This is a genomic window from Alkaliphilus serpentinus (assembly GCF_009017255.1).
GTDB classification, from domain to species: Bacteria; Bacillota; Clostridia; order Peptostreptococcales; family Natronincolaceae; genus Alkaliphilus_D; species Alkaliphilus_D serpentinus.
The window spans coordinates 163,413-179,460 of sequence record NZ_WBZB01000013.1 but is presented as its reverse complement, the minus strand read 5'-3'; the positions used below and the strand labels follow the sequence as shown (position 1 = coordinate 179,460).

The window sequence follows — 16,048 nt, the reverse complement described above, 5'->3', positions numbered from 1 at the left end:
AGAAATCCTGTGAATCTAACTCCCATAAAAAGGAGTTTTCAATTATATGTAGAAAATTTATAGTAGTTGATAAACTACTATTTTAGAGGTGCGTTAATGAATACTAGATATTTTAATAAGATCAATAGAATATTAATAACAGCTGGAATAATAATCTTGATTGGCACCTATATTTTATTTTCCAATTTTAAGGAGCAGTTCATTTTAATTGAAGCTGTGTTTATTTTTACAGTATTGATCAGTGTGGCTTTTATCATTAATGGCCTTATAAGACAGCGATATTTAAAAAAAGAAGAATACTCTAACGATTATAGAAAATTATTAGAGGGATTAAACTCCATTAGTGATTCCATCCTTACAATAGAGAAGGAAGAAACCCTCTTTGAGTTTATACTAGAAAAGGCAGTTGAGGTTATAAGAAGGGCTGAAATGGGCTCCTTGCTGATATTAAATAAAAATAATATGCTAGAGTTTAAGGCTTTGGTGGGTTTAAACTCAGAGAAATTTTCACAATTTCGCCTAAAGCTTGAGGATTCTTTTCTATATATAAAGAGTAATGGTAATATTGAAAAGGCTTGCATCATAGATAATGTCGAAGAATTTGATCGGGCTGTTTTAGATTTTGATGCCCTTGACATTATCAGCGAGGGTGATTTGTTTGTAGCAAAATCAGCCATCTCAGCTCCTATTTTTGTAGATGGAAAGCTTTATGGCATGATTAATGTAGATAGCTATGATTACAATGCCTTTAGAGAAGAAGATGTTGTCATTATGGAAATTTTTGCAAAACAAGCCAGTACTGCAATACATATTCATAAAATGGTTGATAAAATGACTTATCTTTCTCAATTTGATAAATTAACCAATGTATATAGTCGAGGATACTTTGAAGAATTGTTTGAAATCTACTTAAATAAGGCAAAAAGATATAATGAAAGCTTCTCCTTAGTTATTTTTGATCTTAACAACCTTAAGGTTACCAATGATACCTATGGGCATCAGGTGGGGGATATACTAATCAAACAGTTTGCACAGGTAATGTCAAAAAATATTAGACAATCAGATCTTTTTGCTCGATATGGTGGAGATGAGTTTATAGCAGTGTTTTTTGAAGCTTCCTTAGATAAAACACGAGATAAAACAAATCGTATAGCAATATATTTTGACTTAAATCCCATAGATATTGATGGTAAGAAGCTTAATATTGAGTTTAGCTATGGTATAGCCCATTTTCCAACGGATACTCTAGAGATGAATCAGCTTATGGCAATTGCCGACAATAGAATGTATCAAGATAAGAATAAAAATAAAAAGCCTCTAGTTTAATATCGCTTTTTCACCTATTATAACCTCCGGCATAGAATAGTATTGAAAATGCTAAAAATGGAGGTTTTTTTATGAAAATAAATAGTGAAAGGCTATACCAAGTAGCAGAGTCTTTTCGTCATGCCAGATTTAAGGAAAATGGCCGCAGTCTAGAGGAGGGCATTGATTGTTTAGGGTTTTTAGTTTTATTTTACAAAGAGTTTGGCATTCATATTCCAGACGGTGATGGTAAACCCATAGAAAAAAGATGGTATGTAGACGACCCCGAGAGATATGTTAGAGGAATAAAGTCCTTAGGAAAAGGAGATGTACCAATTGATGAGTTGAAAACCTTAGACTTAGTATATTTTGCCATAAAGAGAAATATCATCACCCATGCAGGTATTATGCTAGATGATGAATACTTTATTCATATGTCCCCTAGTAGAGGAATATCCATTGATTCTCTAAAACGCCATTGGAGAAAATTTAGAGGGGCTATTCGGATGGTGGAGTAGAGGCTTTTAAGAATTAAGAATTAAGAATTAAGGATTAAGAATTAAGAATTATGATATAGGATGCTTTATGACAAATTAACCAACTCCTTTAATGTTCATTGTAGAGTCAAGTACAAATGAACTAAGTACATTTAAATTCAAAAAAATAGCTGTATTATCCAACAGCTATTTTTATATATTAGGAGCTAATTTTTTGAAAGCTTCTTTAATTTTTTCCTTGATAGGATCCCCATCAGTATGGTTAATGGCAATCCTGCTACGAAAAGAGTTCTTCTGTGGAGGGGCATATAATCCCAAAAGCCCTCCTTTAGAGTTTCATAGATCTCCTTTAGATCTTCCTTTGGAATTTGCAGCTTTGTACCCTCTTCAGTACGCAAAAGAAGTGCATTTGATGATGCTTCTAGCTTAGTTTCTACTTTACCCTCATAGTGTACCCAAAAATGACTTAAGGAAAAGCTCTGAGTATAGGGTATCTCTAGGGCTTCAAATATTGAAGCCAAAACTACAAAGCGTCCCTTGCAATCACCTCTACCATGAACTATTGCTTCCTCTGCAGTGGGGAAATATAGGGGCAAACCATAGGTTTGCCAATCAAATTGATAGGGAATTTTTTTAATCACATAGGCTTCTATTTCTGCAGGTGACAAATCCTTAACCTCAGGAAGAATATCCTTAACAGCTGAAGGGCTGATGGCAGGCTCAAAAAAACGATGTACTGTAACCACCAGACGGTAGGGGTTAGGATACAGGGTAAAGAGGGTCCACATCGTTAGGAATATCATCATGTGAAGTATATAGCTTTTTCTTGAAAGAAATATTTTTTTTAGCATAAATAACTCCTGATATAGATTGTATTTTATAGAAAAGTGAAAATTTTTTTTATATAATTGATTAATATTATTTTACTAAATATTCAAAGGAAAAACAATATTATGTAAACAGAATAAATTGAATAACTATTGCTTTTCTTGATTTTTTAATATAAAATAGATTTCAATTATATATGGTTCTCGTATAATAATGGAAATATGGTCCATAAGTATCTACCAGATCCCCGTAAAGGATCTGACTACGGGAGTTTATAGTTATAGGAGGGATCTGCCCTTCTTCAGTTGCTGCCAATTATAAACCCTGTAGATTTTCTATAGGGTTTTTAAATTTTTGTTTATACATTGAATGAATGCCGAGGAGGAGTTTTATGGAGTTGTTAAAGAAAAAAATACTTGAGGTTGGAAGGGTAGAGGGAGAAGGAATTTTAAAGGTTGATAGCTTCTTGAATCATCAATTGGACATTCCTCTCTTAAACGCGATGGGTAAGGAGTTTGCTAAGAGATTCAAGAGTATGGGGATAACAAAGGTTTTAACTGCAGAGGTTTCTGGAATTGCCATAGCAGTCTTCGTTGGACAGTATCTAGAGGTGCCTGTTGTCTTTGCTAAAAAGACCTTATCAAAGAATTTAGATAGAGAGACCTATGAGGGGGAAGTATATTCCTATACCAAAGGGATGAAATACAAAATTAGGGTCTCCAAAAGATATTTATTCAAAGAGGATAAAGTCCTTATAATAGATGATTTTTTAGCTGAGGGGCAGGCCATCCTTGGATTAAAGGAGATCATTGATGAAGCTCATGCTGAATTGATGGGAGTTGGGATTGTGATAGAAAAGGGCTTTCAGCAGGGGGGTAAAATTGTAAGGGATTTAGGGATAAATCTAAAGTCCTTAGTTATAGTAGATAGTATGAAGGAGGGTAAAATCATCTTTCGAGAGTAACTAATAATTTATTTCTTAGGCCTTAGCAATATACCCTTTATTTATTACTAGCAGAGTTAGACGAAGCCCCAGGCCTTATAATTATTGGTTTAGTCATCACTGGTGCTCCAACTGTGATTGCAGTAATTGCATCTGTTCTACAAAAACTGTTATCTAGTGCCATAGACCCATAATGTGTTTGATTTTTAATCAATATGTAAAAGAGATGCATTAAATCATTAAATGCATCTCTTTAATTATTTTATTTTTCCCTTTGATTCTAAGTACTTAACTTTCAATTTTCAATATTCAACTTGCAAATTTTAGTTTACTAACTTTAGCTACCACTTATAAAAAGGAAAAAGTCAGGTGGATAATAGGTAAAATAGATGATCATAAAAGCAAGCATAAGTATTAGAAAATAGGAAAGCAGCTTAAGGCTTGTACTTAAATGTTTCTTAATTAAAACCCTATAGCTTACTAAATAACCAATTATAATGGAAGTGATAAATAGAATGATATCAGCAACCACAACTGGATGACCTACTATAGATCGATACAGATAATGAACTCCCACTATTAGGACAATACTAGTATAAATCCCAAATGTTTTAGAGACAATGATATTAGAAATTCTACTTTTTAAAATAAAGGCTTCTATGATTCCAAAGAAAATGAAGGGCCAGAAGGACATTTTCAAATGCTCCCAAACACTTTCATTTATTGGAAAGAAAAAGGCTAAGGGTCTCCACTGATTAATTGCTTCATAGGCGAAATGAAATAGGGTTCCAAGGATGATGGTAAAAATGCACCCCCAAAGTTCTAATGTTTTTATTTTTTTTATAATAAACACCTCCAGTTTCATAATCATTTAGTGTAGATCTGATATTATTATAAGTAAATTGCAAAATTATCATTCTGCTGATGGGAGTTTTGTTATATAATGGACAAGATACATAAATTCCACTAAGAAAGGAGTAAGTTTAAAGTGATAAAGGTTCTTGCAATCATGGGTAGTCCAAGGAAGAAAATGAACAACGATACGCTTTTAGATAACTTTTTATTAGGCTTAAAGGAAAAGTCAGAGGAAGTAGAAATTGAAAGAATCAATGCCGCAGATCTAAATATTGCTGGCTGTACAGCTTGTGATGCCTGTAGCCATAAGTTAGGATGCGTTATAAAGGATGATATGAAGGGTTTAATAGAAAAATTTAATGATGCCAATATGATTATCGTTACATCTCCCCTGTATTTTAATAGCATAACAGCCCAATTGAAGGCTTTAATAGATAGAAATCAAGTAATTTGGTCTAGTAAGTATGCTTTAAAAAACTCATTAATAGATAGAAATAAGGTGCGATTTGGTTTTGTTTTAATTACAGGTGGGGCAAAGGAGCAGCCCTATGGATTGTCTGCAGTGGAACCAATCTTTGATTTATTCTTTAGATCGGTGAACACCGAATATAAAGGGAATTTCTTTATTTCAAATGTAGATGAAAAGCCAGTTTATGAAGACAAAGAGGTCCAACACAAAGCAAGGGCTTTTGGAGAATCCTTAGTAGTGGATTATCTTAAGGAAACGATACAATAGCATTTCATAAGAACCAGCTTATACTCATTGTAGGGCTGGTTTTTTCATTCGAATACATCCTTTGATGTTTTAGTGAACCAGAATCTATGCTATGATAGTTATAATATAGTTTAAATTGCAATAGGTGGAGGAAAACAACATGAGAAAAAGCTTTGTTAATTTATCTCAGCTTATTAGATTATTAATCATTTTCATTGTTGTGTCTATAAATATCATAAACAGAAGTGATGTAAATGATTTTTACATATTTATTTTTCTTGCCTTTATTTTTAATTCACAGCTTAGGGTTAATATTATAAAGGATAAATGGTATCCCCTATCTACTTTAATTGATATAGGCTTATTATTGATTCTTTGTATTCAATACGAAAGGGCAAACTATCTATTCTTTTATATTTTAGTTCTAGATAATGTTTCGATAAACAAGTTTTTTAGCTACTCGGTTATTCCCATTATCATATATTTTAGCTATTATTCGGGCCTAGAGGTCCTTGCCTTAAATTTCATGATCATCATATTTATGATGGTTTTTGGAAATCAATTATATAGCCTTCAGGAAAAAATTGAAGAAATTGAAGAGCTCTATGATAGAAATCGAAGGTATAGCTACCAGCTGGAGAATGCGAAAAAAACCTTGGAGGATTACTCAAAAAAGGTTGAAAATCAAGCCCAACTAGAGGAAAGAAGTAGATTAGCAGTAGAAATACACGATACAATAGGTCATAAGTTGACGGCATTATTGATGCAGATGGAGGCTATTCTAATTGTGAAGGAAAAGGAACCTCAAAAGGCAGAGGAATTGCTATATAGTTCAAGGGACTTATTAAAAAACTGTGTAAACATCCTTAGATCAACCGTAAAAAATATTAAACCCAAGAAGCATAGAAGCGGAATATTAGCTTTAGTAGATTTCCTTGACGAATTTAGTAGGGAAACAGACACTAAAACAAACTTTAATATTGTTGGTAGTCCTTACGATCTCTTACCGGGAGAAGTAACTGCCCTATATAGAAATCTACAAGAGGCTGCCACCAATGCTATTAAGCATGGGAATGCAAAGAATTTAGATATCGTAGTTCATTATAATCATGATAGTCTTATGATGACGGTTATTGATGATGGCATCGGCTGCAATAACCTATCTAAGGGTATGGGCATCAGTGGGATGGAGGACAGGGTAGCATTATTCGGGGGTGAAATTAAAGTTGAACTACTTGAAAGGGGCTTTAGTATCAGTACGATAATACCTGTTCAAGGAAGGGGTGAAGTGGATGAAAATAAGAGTTATGCTGGTGGATGATGACCAAATGATAACCAGTAGCTTAAGCTACATTCTGGCAACTGATTCTTCAATTGAGGTGGTTACCAGCTGTAGTAATGGTAGAGAGGCAATCGATGCTATTAAAAATAATCCTATAGATGTTATTTTAATGGATATAAGAATGCCTATATGTGACGGGGTATCTGCAACTAAAAAAATAATGAGTTTATATCCTAAAGTAAAGATCATCATCCTTACAACCTTTGATGAGGATGAATATGTATATGAGGCTCTAAAAAATGGTGCAAAGGGTTTTCTATTAAAAAATGTTTCACCAGATAAGCTAATTGATGCAATCAAAGCAGTTTATAATGGAAATATTCTTATACATCAAGATGTTGCCCTAAAGCTAACCTCCATGCTACAGATAAAAAAGGAGACTTCATGGGATATTTATGGATTAAATGATACAGAAATCAATATAATGGAGCTTATTGCTGAGGGACTATCCAATAAAGAGATAGCTGATAGGGTATATCTATCGGAGGGAACCGTAAAGAATAAAATATCAGAGATCCTCCACAAGCTAGATTTGAGGGATAGAACCCAGATGGCAATTTTTTATTTGAAGGGAGGCAGTAAATAAGAGTATGTAAAAGCCTTGTTATAGGCTTTTTTTATTGTATATTCTAAGAAATGACTTTCGTCATTCATCTTAATGACCTAGGGTAATGGAGATTCCCCCAATAATATCCTATAATTTAAATATAAAGAGAAATTGGAGGGATAGAGATGTCATATATTCAGTTTGATAATGTTATTAGAAGGTATTCTCATAATATTGCTGTTGACCAGATAAGCTTTGGAATTGAGCGGGGAGAGGTATTTGGATTATTAGGTCCTAATGGGGCTGGAAAAAGCACTACAATTAAAATGCTGGCTGGATTATTAAAGCCCAATAGTGGGGAAATATTCATAGATGGAATAAGTGTGATAAAAAATCCTATTGAAGCAAAAAAGAAGCTTGGTCTTGTACCACAGGATATAGCCATTTATACTAATTTATCAGCTATAGAGAATGTTACCTTTTTTGGTAGCCTATATGGATTAAAGGGAAGTGAGCTAAAGGAAAAGGTACAGGAGGCCTTAAGCTTTACGGGTTTAACTGAGAAGGCTAAGGAAAAACCAAAGAAATTTTCTGGAGGCATGAAAAGAAGATTAAATATAGCCTGCGCCTTAGTCCATAATCCGGAGATCATTATAATGGATGAACCTACAGTAGGAATTGACCCCCAGTCTAGAAACCATATACTAAATTCTATTATGGAGCTTAACAATAGGGGCACAACCGTGATTTATACCAGTCATTATATGGAAGAGGTTGAAGCCATATGTAATAGAATAGGGATTATAGATGAAGGTAGACTTATTGCTTTAGGAAGTAAGCAACAGCTTAAGCAAAAGGCCTCCACTAAGGAAAAAATACTAGTTGAGGCCCATGATTATAACGATAGAGCTTTAAGAAATATAAAGGAGCTTCCTGGTGTGATTCATGTTGATTCAAAGGAGGGCTTGATAGAGATTATAGCAGAGGAACCCCAAGAAAGACTTCAGGATATTATTTTTATGTTGGTTAAGGATGAGGGGAAGTTAAAGAATATATCCATTAAAGAAATTAATCTAGAAAATGTTTTTCTCGAGCTTACAGGGCGAAACTTAAGGGATTAGGGGGTGTTGGTATGTTGATTTTTAGTATTGCAAAAAAAGTAATTAAGGGTTTTTTTAGAAATATTGTTTTTATACCAATATTAATAGGCTTGCCTTTGTTTCAAATGTTTGTAATTTCCTCAGTATTTAATGAAATCCCATCACCTGCTATAAACCCAATGGGGAGTGATATTGTAGAGATTATTCTAATAGGAAAGGCTTCATCCTTAAGTATGATTCAAGGCTTCGCGGTTACAATGGTTGTAATGTTTACAATGCTAACCAGTATTTTGCTGGCCACCACAGAAATAGCTGAAAGAGAAGAAAAAACCATAGCTAGGATATTTTCTACGCCTATCAAAAAAAGCCAATATATTATTGGAAGTATTACAGGACAATTCATTATCCTTGGTTTAAGCGCCAGTTCTTTAATATTCCTTATGAAGATGATCTTTAAAATAGACTTTGGGCCTTCTTTAATAGGCCTTGCTATCATCACCATCACAGTTGTTTTTGTATCCCTTGCAATGGGAATGGTGTTTTCAGGAATGTTTGATAATTCAAAGGTAGCATCAGGAGTCATGTCCACGATCATTGTAGTAATGACCTTTTTAAGTGGTGGATTAACCATGAATACTGGCTTTGGAGAGGTTAGTAAATTCACAATAAATTGGTGGGCTAGTCAAGGCTATATAAACCTTATGGAGGGTAATGGAATTACGTCTTTATCTCATTCCTTAATGGTGCTGATTCCATTAGGTTTAGCCCTTTCAGTATTAGCAACGATCGTTTATAGGAGGGAAGGAATAAATGGATAGTCTCAAAATCTCAAATAATGTATTTAAAAGATTACTTAAGGAACCCAGCTCATTATTATATTTATTGATTTTTCCTATTTTGGCTGCAGTATTGGCAATGGCTATGACCCGGCAGCCCATTATAAGGATTGGTTTCATAGAACCAGGATTAAGCAAAGAGGTTATAGGTATAGTAGAGAATAGTGATCAATATATTGGTGTTAAGATAGAGGAAGAAAATATTGAAGAAGCCCTAAATGATAAAACTGTTAATTATGTGATAGCGGCAAATACTGAGGAGAATAATAATCACAATAGGATCAAAATCTATTCCCTTAAAAAGGATGATGGATTAGCACAATTAAGGTCTACTCTTGAAGGGGTCATTAAAGGAGAGGTTATTAATGCCCAAGTAGAAAACCCAGTTAATGAGGGTAGAATGGTATTGGGATTTTCAACAATGTTTATTTTAATGTTTATGGGTGCAGTAACTGGTAATATATTAGAGGATAGAAGAATGAAAACGCTGATGCGAATTTATACTTCTCCATTAGGTAGAATAAATATATCTTTGGGATACCTAATGTCTTTTCTAACACTAGGAGGACTGCAGGTTTTAACTTATATATTAATCACTAGATATATTATGAAAATAGAATACCATATACCCTTAATAGAGCTATTTTTCATCGTTGGGGTGTTTTTGATAACAGCCACAGGTATCTCAATTGGTTTAGCAGGCTTTGTGAGAGATTCTCAGAGGTATAGTGTCCTTAACACCTTTATTACAGTGCCAACCTGCCTACTGGGGGGAAGCTTCTTTCCTGTAGAGTTTTTGCCTGATTCATTAAAGGTTTTATCTAACTTTATACCTCAGAAATGGTTTATGGAGGTTTACGATAAGCTTGCAGAAGGGGCTTCTATTGTTGAACATTTAAGTAGTTTAGGGATTTTACTAATGTTTGGTGTAGTTTTCTTTACTCTAGGGATCAAAACCATTAATCCTTCCCTAGAGGAAATATAGAATAAAGGAGTTGAGGAAATGTGTGGTAGATTTTTCTTTGAAGGGGATTTAGAGGAGGTTATTAGGAAGTTTGCAATTGAGGAAGTGGATGATCGGTCTAGAGAATATGGAGAAATCTTTCCTTCAAATGAGTTCCCCATAGTTATAAATAAAAAGCAGAATATTTTGGCCCATTATAGATGGGGATTCTCTGCCCCCTTTCTGAAGAATATCATCATAAACGCTAGATTAGAGACCATAGATACAAAGCCAATGTTTAAGGGTGCCTTTAAAGAAAGACGCTGCGTAATTCCAGTAAGTTATTATTTCGAATGGAAGGCTGAAGAGGGTAAAAAGGTTAAGCATAAAATTTTTATGAAGAGTGAAAAGCATTTTTACTTAGCTGGACTCTATGGTAGCTTTCATGATAAAAAGGGTGAAGCTTACAATGGGTTTACCATAATCACTACCAATCCTTTGTCGGATTTAGCACATATCCATGACCGAATGCCCCTTATATTGAAGGATGATCAGTTGGAGCTATGGTTAGACTCTACGATAAGGGATATAGATATGTTAAAGGAGATGGTAAAAGAGAGGATTAATCTTCCTCCTTTGTTAGTAGAACCGGCTTAAAATCAATCTTTTAAAAGGGTTATTTAACAAAATAACTCTTTTTTTATGAAAAATTTTTTATTTTAAATAAACAAAATAAAATTTAATCCGTAGTATAGGTTGAAGCAAGAAAAACTTATATGTTCATCCTGCAGGATTTAAAAATATTACAGGAAGAGAAAGGGAGTATTAAGATGAATAAACGTTTATACCTATCAAGGAAAGATAAAAAGCTAGCAGGTGTTTGTGGGGGTATAGCAGAGTATCTAGATGTTGATCCTACTTTAGTACGGCTATTTTGGGTATTCTTTACCTTTGCATGGGGTACAGGACTAATTATTTATATAGCTGCTGCAATTATCATGACAGAGAGGCCTGCTGGTAGCTACGTAGTAGAGGTATCCAGTGATGATACAGAAGAAATAATGGTACCTAATGATTCACCTAATTCTGAATTTAGAAATAGTCACAAGGAAGAAGATAAGGAAAATAATAATAATCTTCTAGTTGGCTTAGGCTTAGTACTATTGGGTAGCTTTTTATTTTCAAAGACCTTCTTTAACTGGCATTGGTTGAGCTTCAAGCTAGTTTTCCCTGGAATCATTATTGCAGTGGGTGTATACCTATTGGTTAATGGAAGGAAGTGATTTAAATGAAGCAAGATAAAATAATTGGAGGAATCATTCTTATTTCCATTGGAGTAATCTTTTTGCTAACCAACTTAGGCTATTTGAACTGGTCGATTTTTTATAGTATCATAGATCTTTGGCCATTGATTTTAATAGCCATAGGAATTAATACCATTTTCAAGAAGAATAAAATTGTTTCGGCTGTTACCTGGATATTGTTCTTTGTGATTCTAATCGGGTATGGATTATACTATCAAGGCAGCTATAATACCAATTTTGTAAAGGGTGATGAACTAGCAATTGATTATAATCCTCGAGTTGAAACTGGAGAATTGAATCTTAAGCTAGGAGGAACCACCTTTGACATAAACAGCTCTGAGAATCGCTTATTGAATGCCCTATATGATGGAGGTTATTATAAGCCTGAAATAAGATATACAAAAGACAATACCCATGCAATCATAACCATAGAGAATATGTCTAAAAGATTTCAGCTGATGAGTAGAAAGAATCTAGACAGTAAGTTTAAACTAAATAAGGATGTAATATGGAATGTTGATGCGGATGTTGGGGCAGTTAAAGGAACCCTAGATTTTTCAGATTTAAAGATTCATGAACTGGATATTGCAATGGGAGCAGGAAAGCTAGATATTATCTTTGGAGATAGCCACACTGAAACCAGAGCTAAAATTGATTCTGGGGCTTCGGATTTAGATATCTATATTAGTGATAAAATAGGGGCTAAAATTAAGCTTCAGGGAGCTCTAAATAATTCTAATCTTAAATCTAAGGGCTGGAGGTTGATCGATGATTATTATGTTACTCCTGGATTTGAAGAGGCTGAAAGTAAACTGATTTTAGATGTTAATTCTGGTGTAGCAAATATCAATTTTCATATAGAATAGTATATTGTCGACTTTGTCTACAAACTCAAAAAATGGAGGGAATGAACCCTCCACTTTTTTATTTCATAGGAAAAATTCGTTTTAAGTCCTATGAAATGGGAGGTTGTTAAGGGGGGCGTTCCCCCTTATTAAAGTAAGGAGAGGTGAGTTGTGTCACGAATAAGTGACACTATGCTACGAACGGCGTCGAGACGGTGAGACGACCGAAAGTGAAACGTCCTAGGGAACACATGGGTTCCCTGGAAAACAAAAGCATTTTAACCATAGAAAATTAACGCATGAAATGCTTTTGTTCTTACTTTTATGCTGTCATTTCAATAACTTCTTTTGAACGTTTTCTTTGTAGGAAATATATTGTGCCAAATACCACTAAACCAAAGACATCGGAATAGATCCCTGGATTTAGTAGGCTGATGGCAGCTACAAGTAATAATATCGTTTCATAGACTTTGTTCTTAGTAATCATATATTGAGATACACCTGATGCCAAACAGAGTATCCCCAGTATCGATGATAGTATTACGGGTACTGCTGTTAAGAATGGAACGAATACAACTGTAGTATCAATTACCTCTTTTACTAAAATTAGATTGGAATTATAGGCAAATATATAGGGGACCAGGAAGGCGGCCAGAGCCAGTTTAACGGCCTGGAATCCAGTTTTCATGGCATTTGCCCCAGCTATACCTGCCCCTGCATAAGCTGCTAGAGCTACTGGTGGGGTAATATCGGCTATAACACCAAAGTATAAAATAAATAAATGGGCTGACATTAAGTTTACATCAAGTTTAATTAAGGCAGGCACTGCCATTGTGGCCAATACAATATACTTTGCTGTAGTAGGAAGACCCATACCTAATATGATTGAAGCCACCATAGTAAACAGTAGGGTAAGAATTAGTTTTCCTTGAGCAAGTGTAACAATCAGCTCGGCAATACGTAGGCCTAAACCAGTTAGAGTAACTACTCCAACAATCATACCTGCACAGGCACAGGCACAGGCAACACTTACTGAACCTTTAGCTCCATGCTGAAGGGCTGAAATTAAATCCTTTGTAGTAAAGGTAAATTTTCCATAAACCTTCCATGAAACGATACTTGCTATTGTTGCTATCACAACTGAAATAACGATAGAATAAAAGGCAGCCAATAGGGGAGTTCTACCTTGAATAAGGAAGAATACTATTGAAAACAGAGGGATAAATAAATATCCTTGCTTCTTTAAAATACCACCTAATTTTGGTAACTGTTCTCTTGGAATACCCTTTAACCCCAGTCGGGAGGCTTCTAGGTGAACAATAGCAGCCACTGCGAAATAATATAAAAAGGCTGGTATAGCCGCCGCAGCAATAATTCGAATGTAGGGGATACCTGTAAACTCAGCCATAATAAAGGCGGCTGCACCCATTACAGGGGGCATAATTTGACCTCCAGTTGATGCTGCTGCTTCAACTGCACCAGCAAAGTGAGGCTTGTATCCAATTTTTTTCATTAGTGGGATTGTGAAGGCTCCAGTTGTAACGGTGTTGGCAACAGAACTTCCAGATATTGATCCCATAAAACCACTGGCAACAACTGCAGTCATTGCAGGACCGCTTTTTAAGTGACCTGTCAAGCTGTAGGCTAAGTCGATGAAGAATTTACCAACTCCAGTTTTATCTAGGAATGCACCAAAGAGAATAAACATAAATACAAAGGTGGCAGAAACTCCAATTGGAATTCCCAAAATACCTTCAGTAGTTAAATACATATGACTTACGATTCTTTCCCACGAAAAGCCTCTGTGGGCTAATATACCTGGCATGTAGGGGCCGAACTTTGCATAAATCAAGAAAATAATTGCGACAATTGGCAGTTCAGGTCCTACAACTCTACGGGTTACCTCTAGAGTGATTAATATAGCCAGCATACCAAAGACGGCATCCATCGTCTCTACTGTTCCACCCCTAAGGGCAATTGCTTCAAAGTTTACAAATAAATATCCAAAAACTACAATAGATAAAGCTGCTAATAAATAATCTGTAATAGCGATTTTTACTTTACTGCTCTTCTTAAAGGCTGGATAAAGTAAAAAGCCTAAGGTAAAGGCTAAAATAAGATGTAATGATCTTTGTCGAATAGAAAGTAAGGTTCCAAAGGCTGCAGTATATAAATGAAATAAAGACATAAATATGGCAATAGCTGATATCACAATAGCCATTATACCCTTTACTTTTCTGGCAGCAGATGCCTCTTTATCAAATTCTTCAAGAAGCTCATCGACATCTCGAACTTCTGTATTTTCATTTTCTAGAACTTCATCGTTTTTGAAATCCACAATATTACCTCCTCAAGTATAAAAACAGAAAGTGGTCTCTTTCTTTTAACCAAATGCACGGGAGTTCCTCCATCTGAAAACTCTAAAAATGGAATTTCTTCTTCATTAATGATTAGGGTTGTATTTCCAATAGTTGCCCCTGTTCTATAAACCAAGGGGTCGATTATTTTGCTTATATTATAAATTCTAAAGCTATTATTTGTCATTTCAAAGTCGTACTCAGTTGTTTCTGGTAGTCCGGCACCATAAGAATAAAAGGTGGTTTCAACCAGTAGAATTTCATTATCTTCATTAAATTCATACACCTCATAAACCGGTGTCAACATAACTGAGTGGGTAAATTTTATAGTGAATTGGGAATTCTCGTCTATTACCCATCTACCTAATACGTTTTTATTGAAAAAATCAGTTGCTTCTAAATAACTAATAGAAACTAAAGAAGCTAAAGTAATGACTATGACCATGGTTGATATTAATAACTTTAACCTTTTATTCATTAGATAATAAGGTATTGGGGGAGATCCCCCAATACCTTAACCTCCTTAAGAGAAATTATTTAACACCCTTCTCATCGTAATATTTCTGAGCACCAGGATGCACTTCAATAGGCATTCCAGCCAATGCAGTATCAAGGGTTATGTCGTTTCCTCTGTTATGAGTGTCAATTATTACTTGTCTATTTTCAAAGATCGCTTTTGTTAGTTCATAAACTAAATCTTCATCTAAATCTGCCTTAACAACCAACATCGCCATAACAGCAGCTGTAGTGATATCTGAATCTTGATCTTTATAGGTTCCAGCAGGAATTACAACTTCTGCATAGAATGGATATTGACTAGAAAGCTCAGCAATTTTTTCAGCACTTATTGGAATTACAACAACATCTGCAGTTTGAGCTACTTCTGTTATAGCAGAGGTAGGGATACCTGCAGTTACAAAGGCTGCATCCATTTGCTTGTTTTTTAATTGATCTGCTGCTTCAGCAAAGGATAAATAATCTGCTTTTCCTAAATCATCATAGGAAATTCCATGGGCAGCTAAAATTTGTCTAGCATTGGCTTCTGCACCAGAACCAGGAGCACCAATTGCCACCTTCTTGCCAACTAAATCCTCGACTGACTCAATACCGGAATCCTTTAAAGCAACGATTTGAACGATTTCAGGATATAGCATCGCCATTCCACGTACATTTGTTACTTTTTCTTTGCCTTCCCAAATTTCTGTTCCAGTGTAGGCATAGTAAGTAACATCGTTTTGGATAAAGGCTAATTCAGCTTCACCCTTTTCAAGAAGTCCAACATTTTCTACAGATGCATTTGTAGATTGAGCATTGGCTGTCACATTCTCTACGTTGTCATTAAATACCTTAGCAAAGGCTCCACCTAGAGGATAGTAAGTACCAGATGTACCACCTGTTGCAATAGAGATAAAAGTTGTTTCATTGCTTGTACTGGAGCAGCCTACTACTAAAGCAGCTATTAGAAGAACTGCCAGTAATAATGAAAAAATTCGCTTATTCATTTCATTTCCCCCTTATTTTTTTATATTTAAAAAGATAATATTATCTTTTTAATTCCCTTTGATTATGGCATAATATTTCAATGCATTAATTGTTAAGTAATTACAGTATCAATTAAATATACTATTTGG

General features: G+C 34.7%; 17 protein-coding genes, 1 pseudogene and 1 riboswitch. Of the genes and pseudogenes, 13 read left to right on the top strand and 5 right to left on the bottom strand.

What is annotated here, in order from left to right:
* The first annotated feature begins 96 nt into the window (after positions 1–96).
* Both F8153_RS04890 and F8153_RS04885 read left to right on the top strand, forming a co-directional pair.
* The gene (locus F8153_RS04890) at positions 97–1,326 is read left to right on the top strand and encodes a sensor domain-containing diguanylate cyclase (RefSeq protein WP_151865243.1); all 1,230 of its coding nucleotides are present in this window, start codon (positions 97–99) and stop codon (positions 1,324–1,326) included.
* Positions 1,327–1,397: 71 nt separating this feature from the next.
* Positions 1,398–1,823, top strand: a complete 426-nt coding sequence (locus tag F8153_RS04885) for a C40 family peptidase (RefSeq protein WP_151865242.1) — start codon at positions 1,398–1,400, stop codon at positions 1,821–1,823.
* 185 nt (positions 1,824–2,008) lie between these two features.
* Here F8153_RS04885 and F8153_RS04880 read toward each other — a convergent pair whose 3' ends face one another.
* Positions 2,009–2,653, bottom strand: a complete 645-nt coding sequence (locus tag F8153_RS04880; RefSeq protein ID WP_151865241.1) for a transglutaminase domain-containing protein — start codon at positions 2,651–2,653, stop codon at positions 2,009–2,011.
* A 160-nt stretch (positions 2,654–2,813) separates the two neighbouring features.
* Positions 2,814–2,915: riboswitch (purine riboswitch) on the top strand.
* A 106-nt stretch (positions 2,916–3,021) separates the two neighbouring features.
* On the opposite strand from F8153_RS04880, the gene F8153_RS04875 reads away from it, so the two are divergent.
* On the top strand, positions 3,022–3,594 hold the full coding sequence (locus tag F8153_RS04875; protein WP_151865240.1) for a xanthine phosphoribosyltransferase: 573 nt from the start codon (positions 3,022–3,024) through the stop codon (positions 3,592–3,594).
* A gap of 44 nt (positions 3,595–3,638) precedes the next feature.
* Positions 3,639–3,767, top strand: a pseudogene (locus tag F8153_RS16690) (DUF2975 domain-containing protein); the annotation flags it as partial.
* 143 nt (positions 3,768–3,910) lie between these two features.
* Here F8153_RS16690 and F8153_RS04870 read toward each other — a convergent pair.
* Positions 3,911–4,444: a DUF6512 family protein gene (locus tag F8153_RS04870; RefSeq protein ID WP_192929656.1), complete on the bottom strand. Its 534-nt coding sequence runs from the start codon at positions 4,442–4,444 to the stop codon at positions 3,911–3,913.
* A gap of 117 nt (positions 4,445–4,561) precedes the next feature.
* On the opposite strand from F8153_RS04870, the gene F8153_RS04865 reads away from it, so the two are divergent.
* From F8153_RS04865 to F8153_RS04825, 9 genes are all read left to right on the top strand, one after another.
* Entirely contained in the window at positions 4,562–5,164 is a 603-nt protein-coding gene (locus tag F8153_RS04865) for a flavodoxin family protein (RefSeq protein ID WP_151865238.1), read from the top strand.
* A 139-nt stretch (positions 5,165–5,303) separates the two neighbouring features.
* Entirely contained in the window at positions 5,304–6,464 is a 1,161-nt protein-coding gene (locus F8153_RS04860; RefSeq protein ID WP_151865237.1) for a sensor histidine kinase, read from the top strand.
* Complete coding sequence (locus tag F8153_RS04855; RefSeq protein ID WP_151865236.1) at positions 6,436–7,071, top strand: response regulator transcription factor; 636 nt, start codon at positions 6,436–6,438, stop codon at positions 7,069–7,071. The genes F8153_RS04860 and F8153_RS04855 overlap by 29 nt, the downstream gene beginning before the upstream one ends.
* 146 nt (positions 7,072–7,217) lie before the next feature.
* A complete protein-coding gene (locus F8153_RS04850) occupies positions 7,218–8,153 on the top strand; it encodes an ABC transporter ATP-binding protein (RefSeq protein WP_151865235.1) in 936 nt (311 codons plus the stop codon).
* A gap of 11 nt (positions 8,154–8,164) precedes the next feature.
* Complete coding sequence (locus F8153_RS04845) at positions 8,165–8,950, top strand: ABC transporter permease (RefSeq protein WP_151865234.1); 786 nt, start codon at positions 8,165–8,167, stop codon at positions 8,948–8,950.
* Complete coding sequence (locus F8153_RS04840; RefSeq protein ID WP_151865233.1) at positions 8,943–9,953, top strand: ABC transporter permease; 1,011 nt, start codon at positions 8,943–8,945, stop codon at positions 9,951–9,953. The genes F8153_RS04845 and F8153_RS04840 overlap by 8 nt, the downstream gene beginning before the upstream one ends.
* Positions 9,954–9,971: 18 nt before the next feature.
* Entirely contained in the window at positions 9,972–10,568 is a 597-nt protein-coding gene (locus tag F8153_RS04835; protein WP_151865232.1) for an SOS response-associated peptidase, read from the top strand.
* A 173-nt stretch (positions 10,569–10,741) separates the two neighbouring features.
* A complete protein-coding gene (locus tag F8153_RS04830; protein ID WP_192929655.1) occupies positions 10,742–11,194 on the top strand; it encodes a PspC domain-containing protein in 453 nt (150 codons plus the stop codon).
* 5 nt (positions 11,195–11,199) lie between these two features.
* Positions 11,200–12,081, top strand: coding sequence for a LiaI-LiaF-like domain-containing protein (locus tag F8153_RS04825; protein ID WP_151865230.1), 882 nt, complete (start codon positions 11,200–11,202; stop codon positions 12,079–12,081).
* A 301-nt stretch (positions 12,082–12,382) separates the two neighbouring features.
* Here the strand turns inward: F8153_RS04825 and F8153_RS04820 are convergent, their stop codons facing one another.
* The 3 genes from F8153_RS04820 to F8153_RS04810 are packed head-to-tail and all read right to left on the bottom strand — an operon-like array spanning position 12,383 to position 15,919.
* A complete protein-coding gene (locus F8153_RS04820; RefSeq protein WP_243136896.1) occupies positions 12,383–14,398 on the bottom strand; it encodes a TRAP transporter permease in 2,016 nt (671 codons plus the stop codon).
* Complete coding sequence (locus F8153_RS04815; protein WP_151865229.1) at positions 14,371–14,895, bottom strand: DUF1850 domain-containing protein; 525 nt, start codon at positions 14,893–14,895, stop codon at positions 14,371–14,373. Before F8153_RS04815 ends, F8153_RS04820 begins: the two co-directional genes overlap by 28 nt.
* 55 nt (positions 14,896–14,950) lie before the next feature.
* Positions 14,951–15,919 (bottom strand): TAXI family TRAP transporter solute-binding subunit, encoded by a 969-nt coding sequence (locus F8153_RS04810; protein ID WP_151865228.1) that lies wholly within the window; start codon positions 15,917–15,919, stop codon positions 14,951–14,953.
* Between the last annotated feature and the right edge of the window lie 129 nt (positions 15,920–16,048).

What these genes read in the sequence shown, in the direction of transcription:
- F8153_RS04880 (WP_151865241.1), bottom strand. Translation starts at nt 2,653, where the DNA reads ATGCTAAAAAAAATATTTCTTTCAAGAAAAAGCTATATACTTCACATG.
- F8153_RS04815 (WP_151865229.1), bottom strand. Translation starts at nt 14,895, where the DNA reads ATGAATAAAAGGTTAAAGTTATTAATATCAACCATGGTCATAGTCATT.
- F8153_RS04835 (WP_151865232.1), top strand. Translation starts at nt 9,972, where the DNA reads ATGTGTGGTAGATTTTTCTTTGAAGGGGATTTAGAGGAGGTTATTAGG.
- F8153_RS04845 (WP_151865234.1), top strand. Translation starts at nt 8,165, where the DNA reads ATGTTGATTTTTAGTATTGCAAAAAAAGTAATTAAGGGTTTTTTTAGA.
- F8153_RS04830 (WP_192929655.1), top strand. Translation starts at nt 10,742, where the DNA reads ATGAATAAACGTTTATACCTATCAAGGAAAGATAAAAAGCTAGCAGGT.
- F8153_RS04855 (WP_151865236.1), top strand. Translation starts at nt 6,436, where the DNA reads ATGAAAATAAGAGTTATGCTGGTGGATGATGACCAAATGATAACCAGT.
- F8153_RS04850 (WP_151865235.1), top strand. Translation starts at nt 7,218, where the DNA reads ATGTCATATATTCAGTTTGATAATGTTATTAGAAGGTATTCTCATAAT.
- F8153_RS04810 (WP_151865228.1), bottom strand. Translation starts at nt 15,919, where the DNA reads ATGAATAAGCGAATTTTTTCATTATTACTGGCAGTTCTTCTAATAGCT.
- F8153_RS04860 (WP_151865237.1), top strand. Translation starts at nt 5,304, where the DNA reads ATGAGAAAAAGCTTTGTTAATTTATCTCAGCTTATTAGATTATTAATC.
- F8153_RS04840 (WP_151865233.1), top strand. Translation starts at nt 8,943, where the DNA reads ATGGATAGTCTCAAAATCTCAAATAATGTATTTAAAAGATTACTTAAG.
- F8153_RS04875 (WP_151865240.1), top strand. Translation starts at nt 3,022, where the DNA reads ATGGAGTTGTTAAAGAAAAAAATACTTGAGGTTGGAAGGGTAGAGGGA.
- F8153_RS04825 (WP_151865230.1), top strand. Translation starts at nt 11,200, where the DNA reads ATGAAGCAAGATAAAATAATTGGAGGAATCATTCTTATTTCCATTGGA.
- F8153_RS04890 (WP_151865243.1), top strand. Translation starts at nt 97, where the DNA reads ATGAATACTAGATATTTTAATAAGATCAATAGAATATTAATAACAGCT.
- F8153_RS04870 (WP_192929656.1), bottom strand. Translation starts at nt 4,444, where the DNA reads ATGATTATGAAACTGGAGGTGTTTATTATAAAAAAAATAAAAACATTA.
- F8153_RS04885 (WP_151865242.1), top strand. Translation starts at nt 1,398, where the DNA reads ATGAAAATAAATAGTGAAAGGCTATACCAAGTAGCAGAGTCTTTTCGT.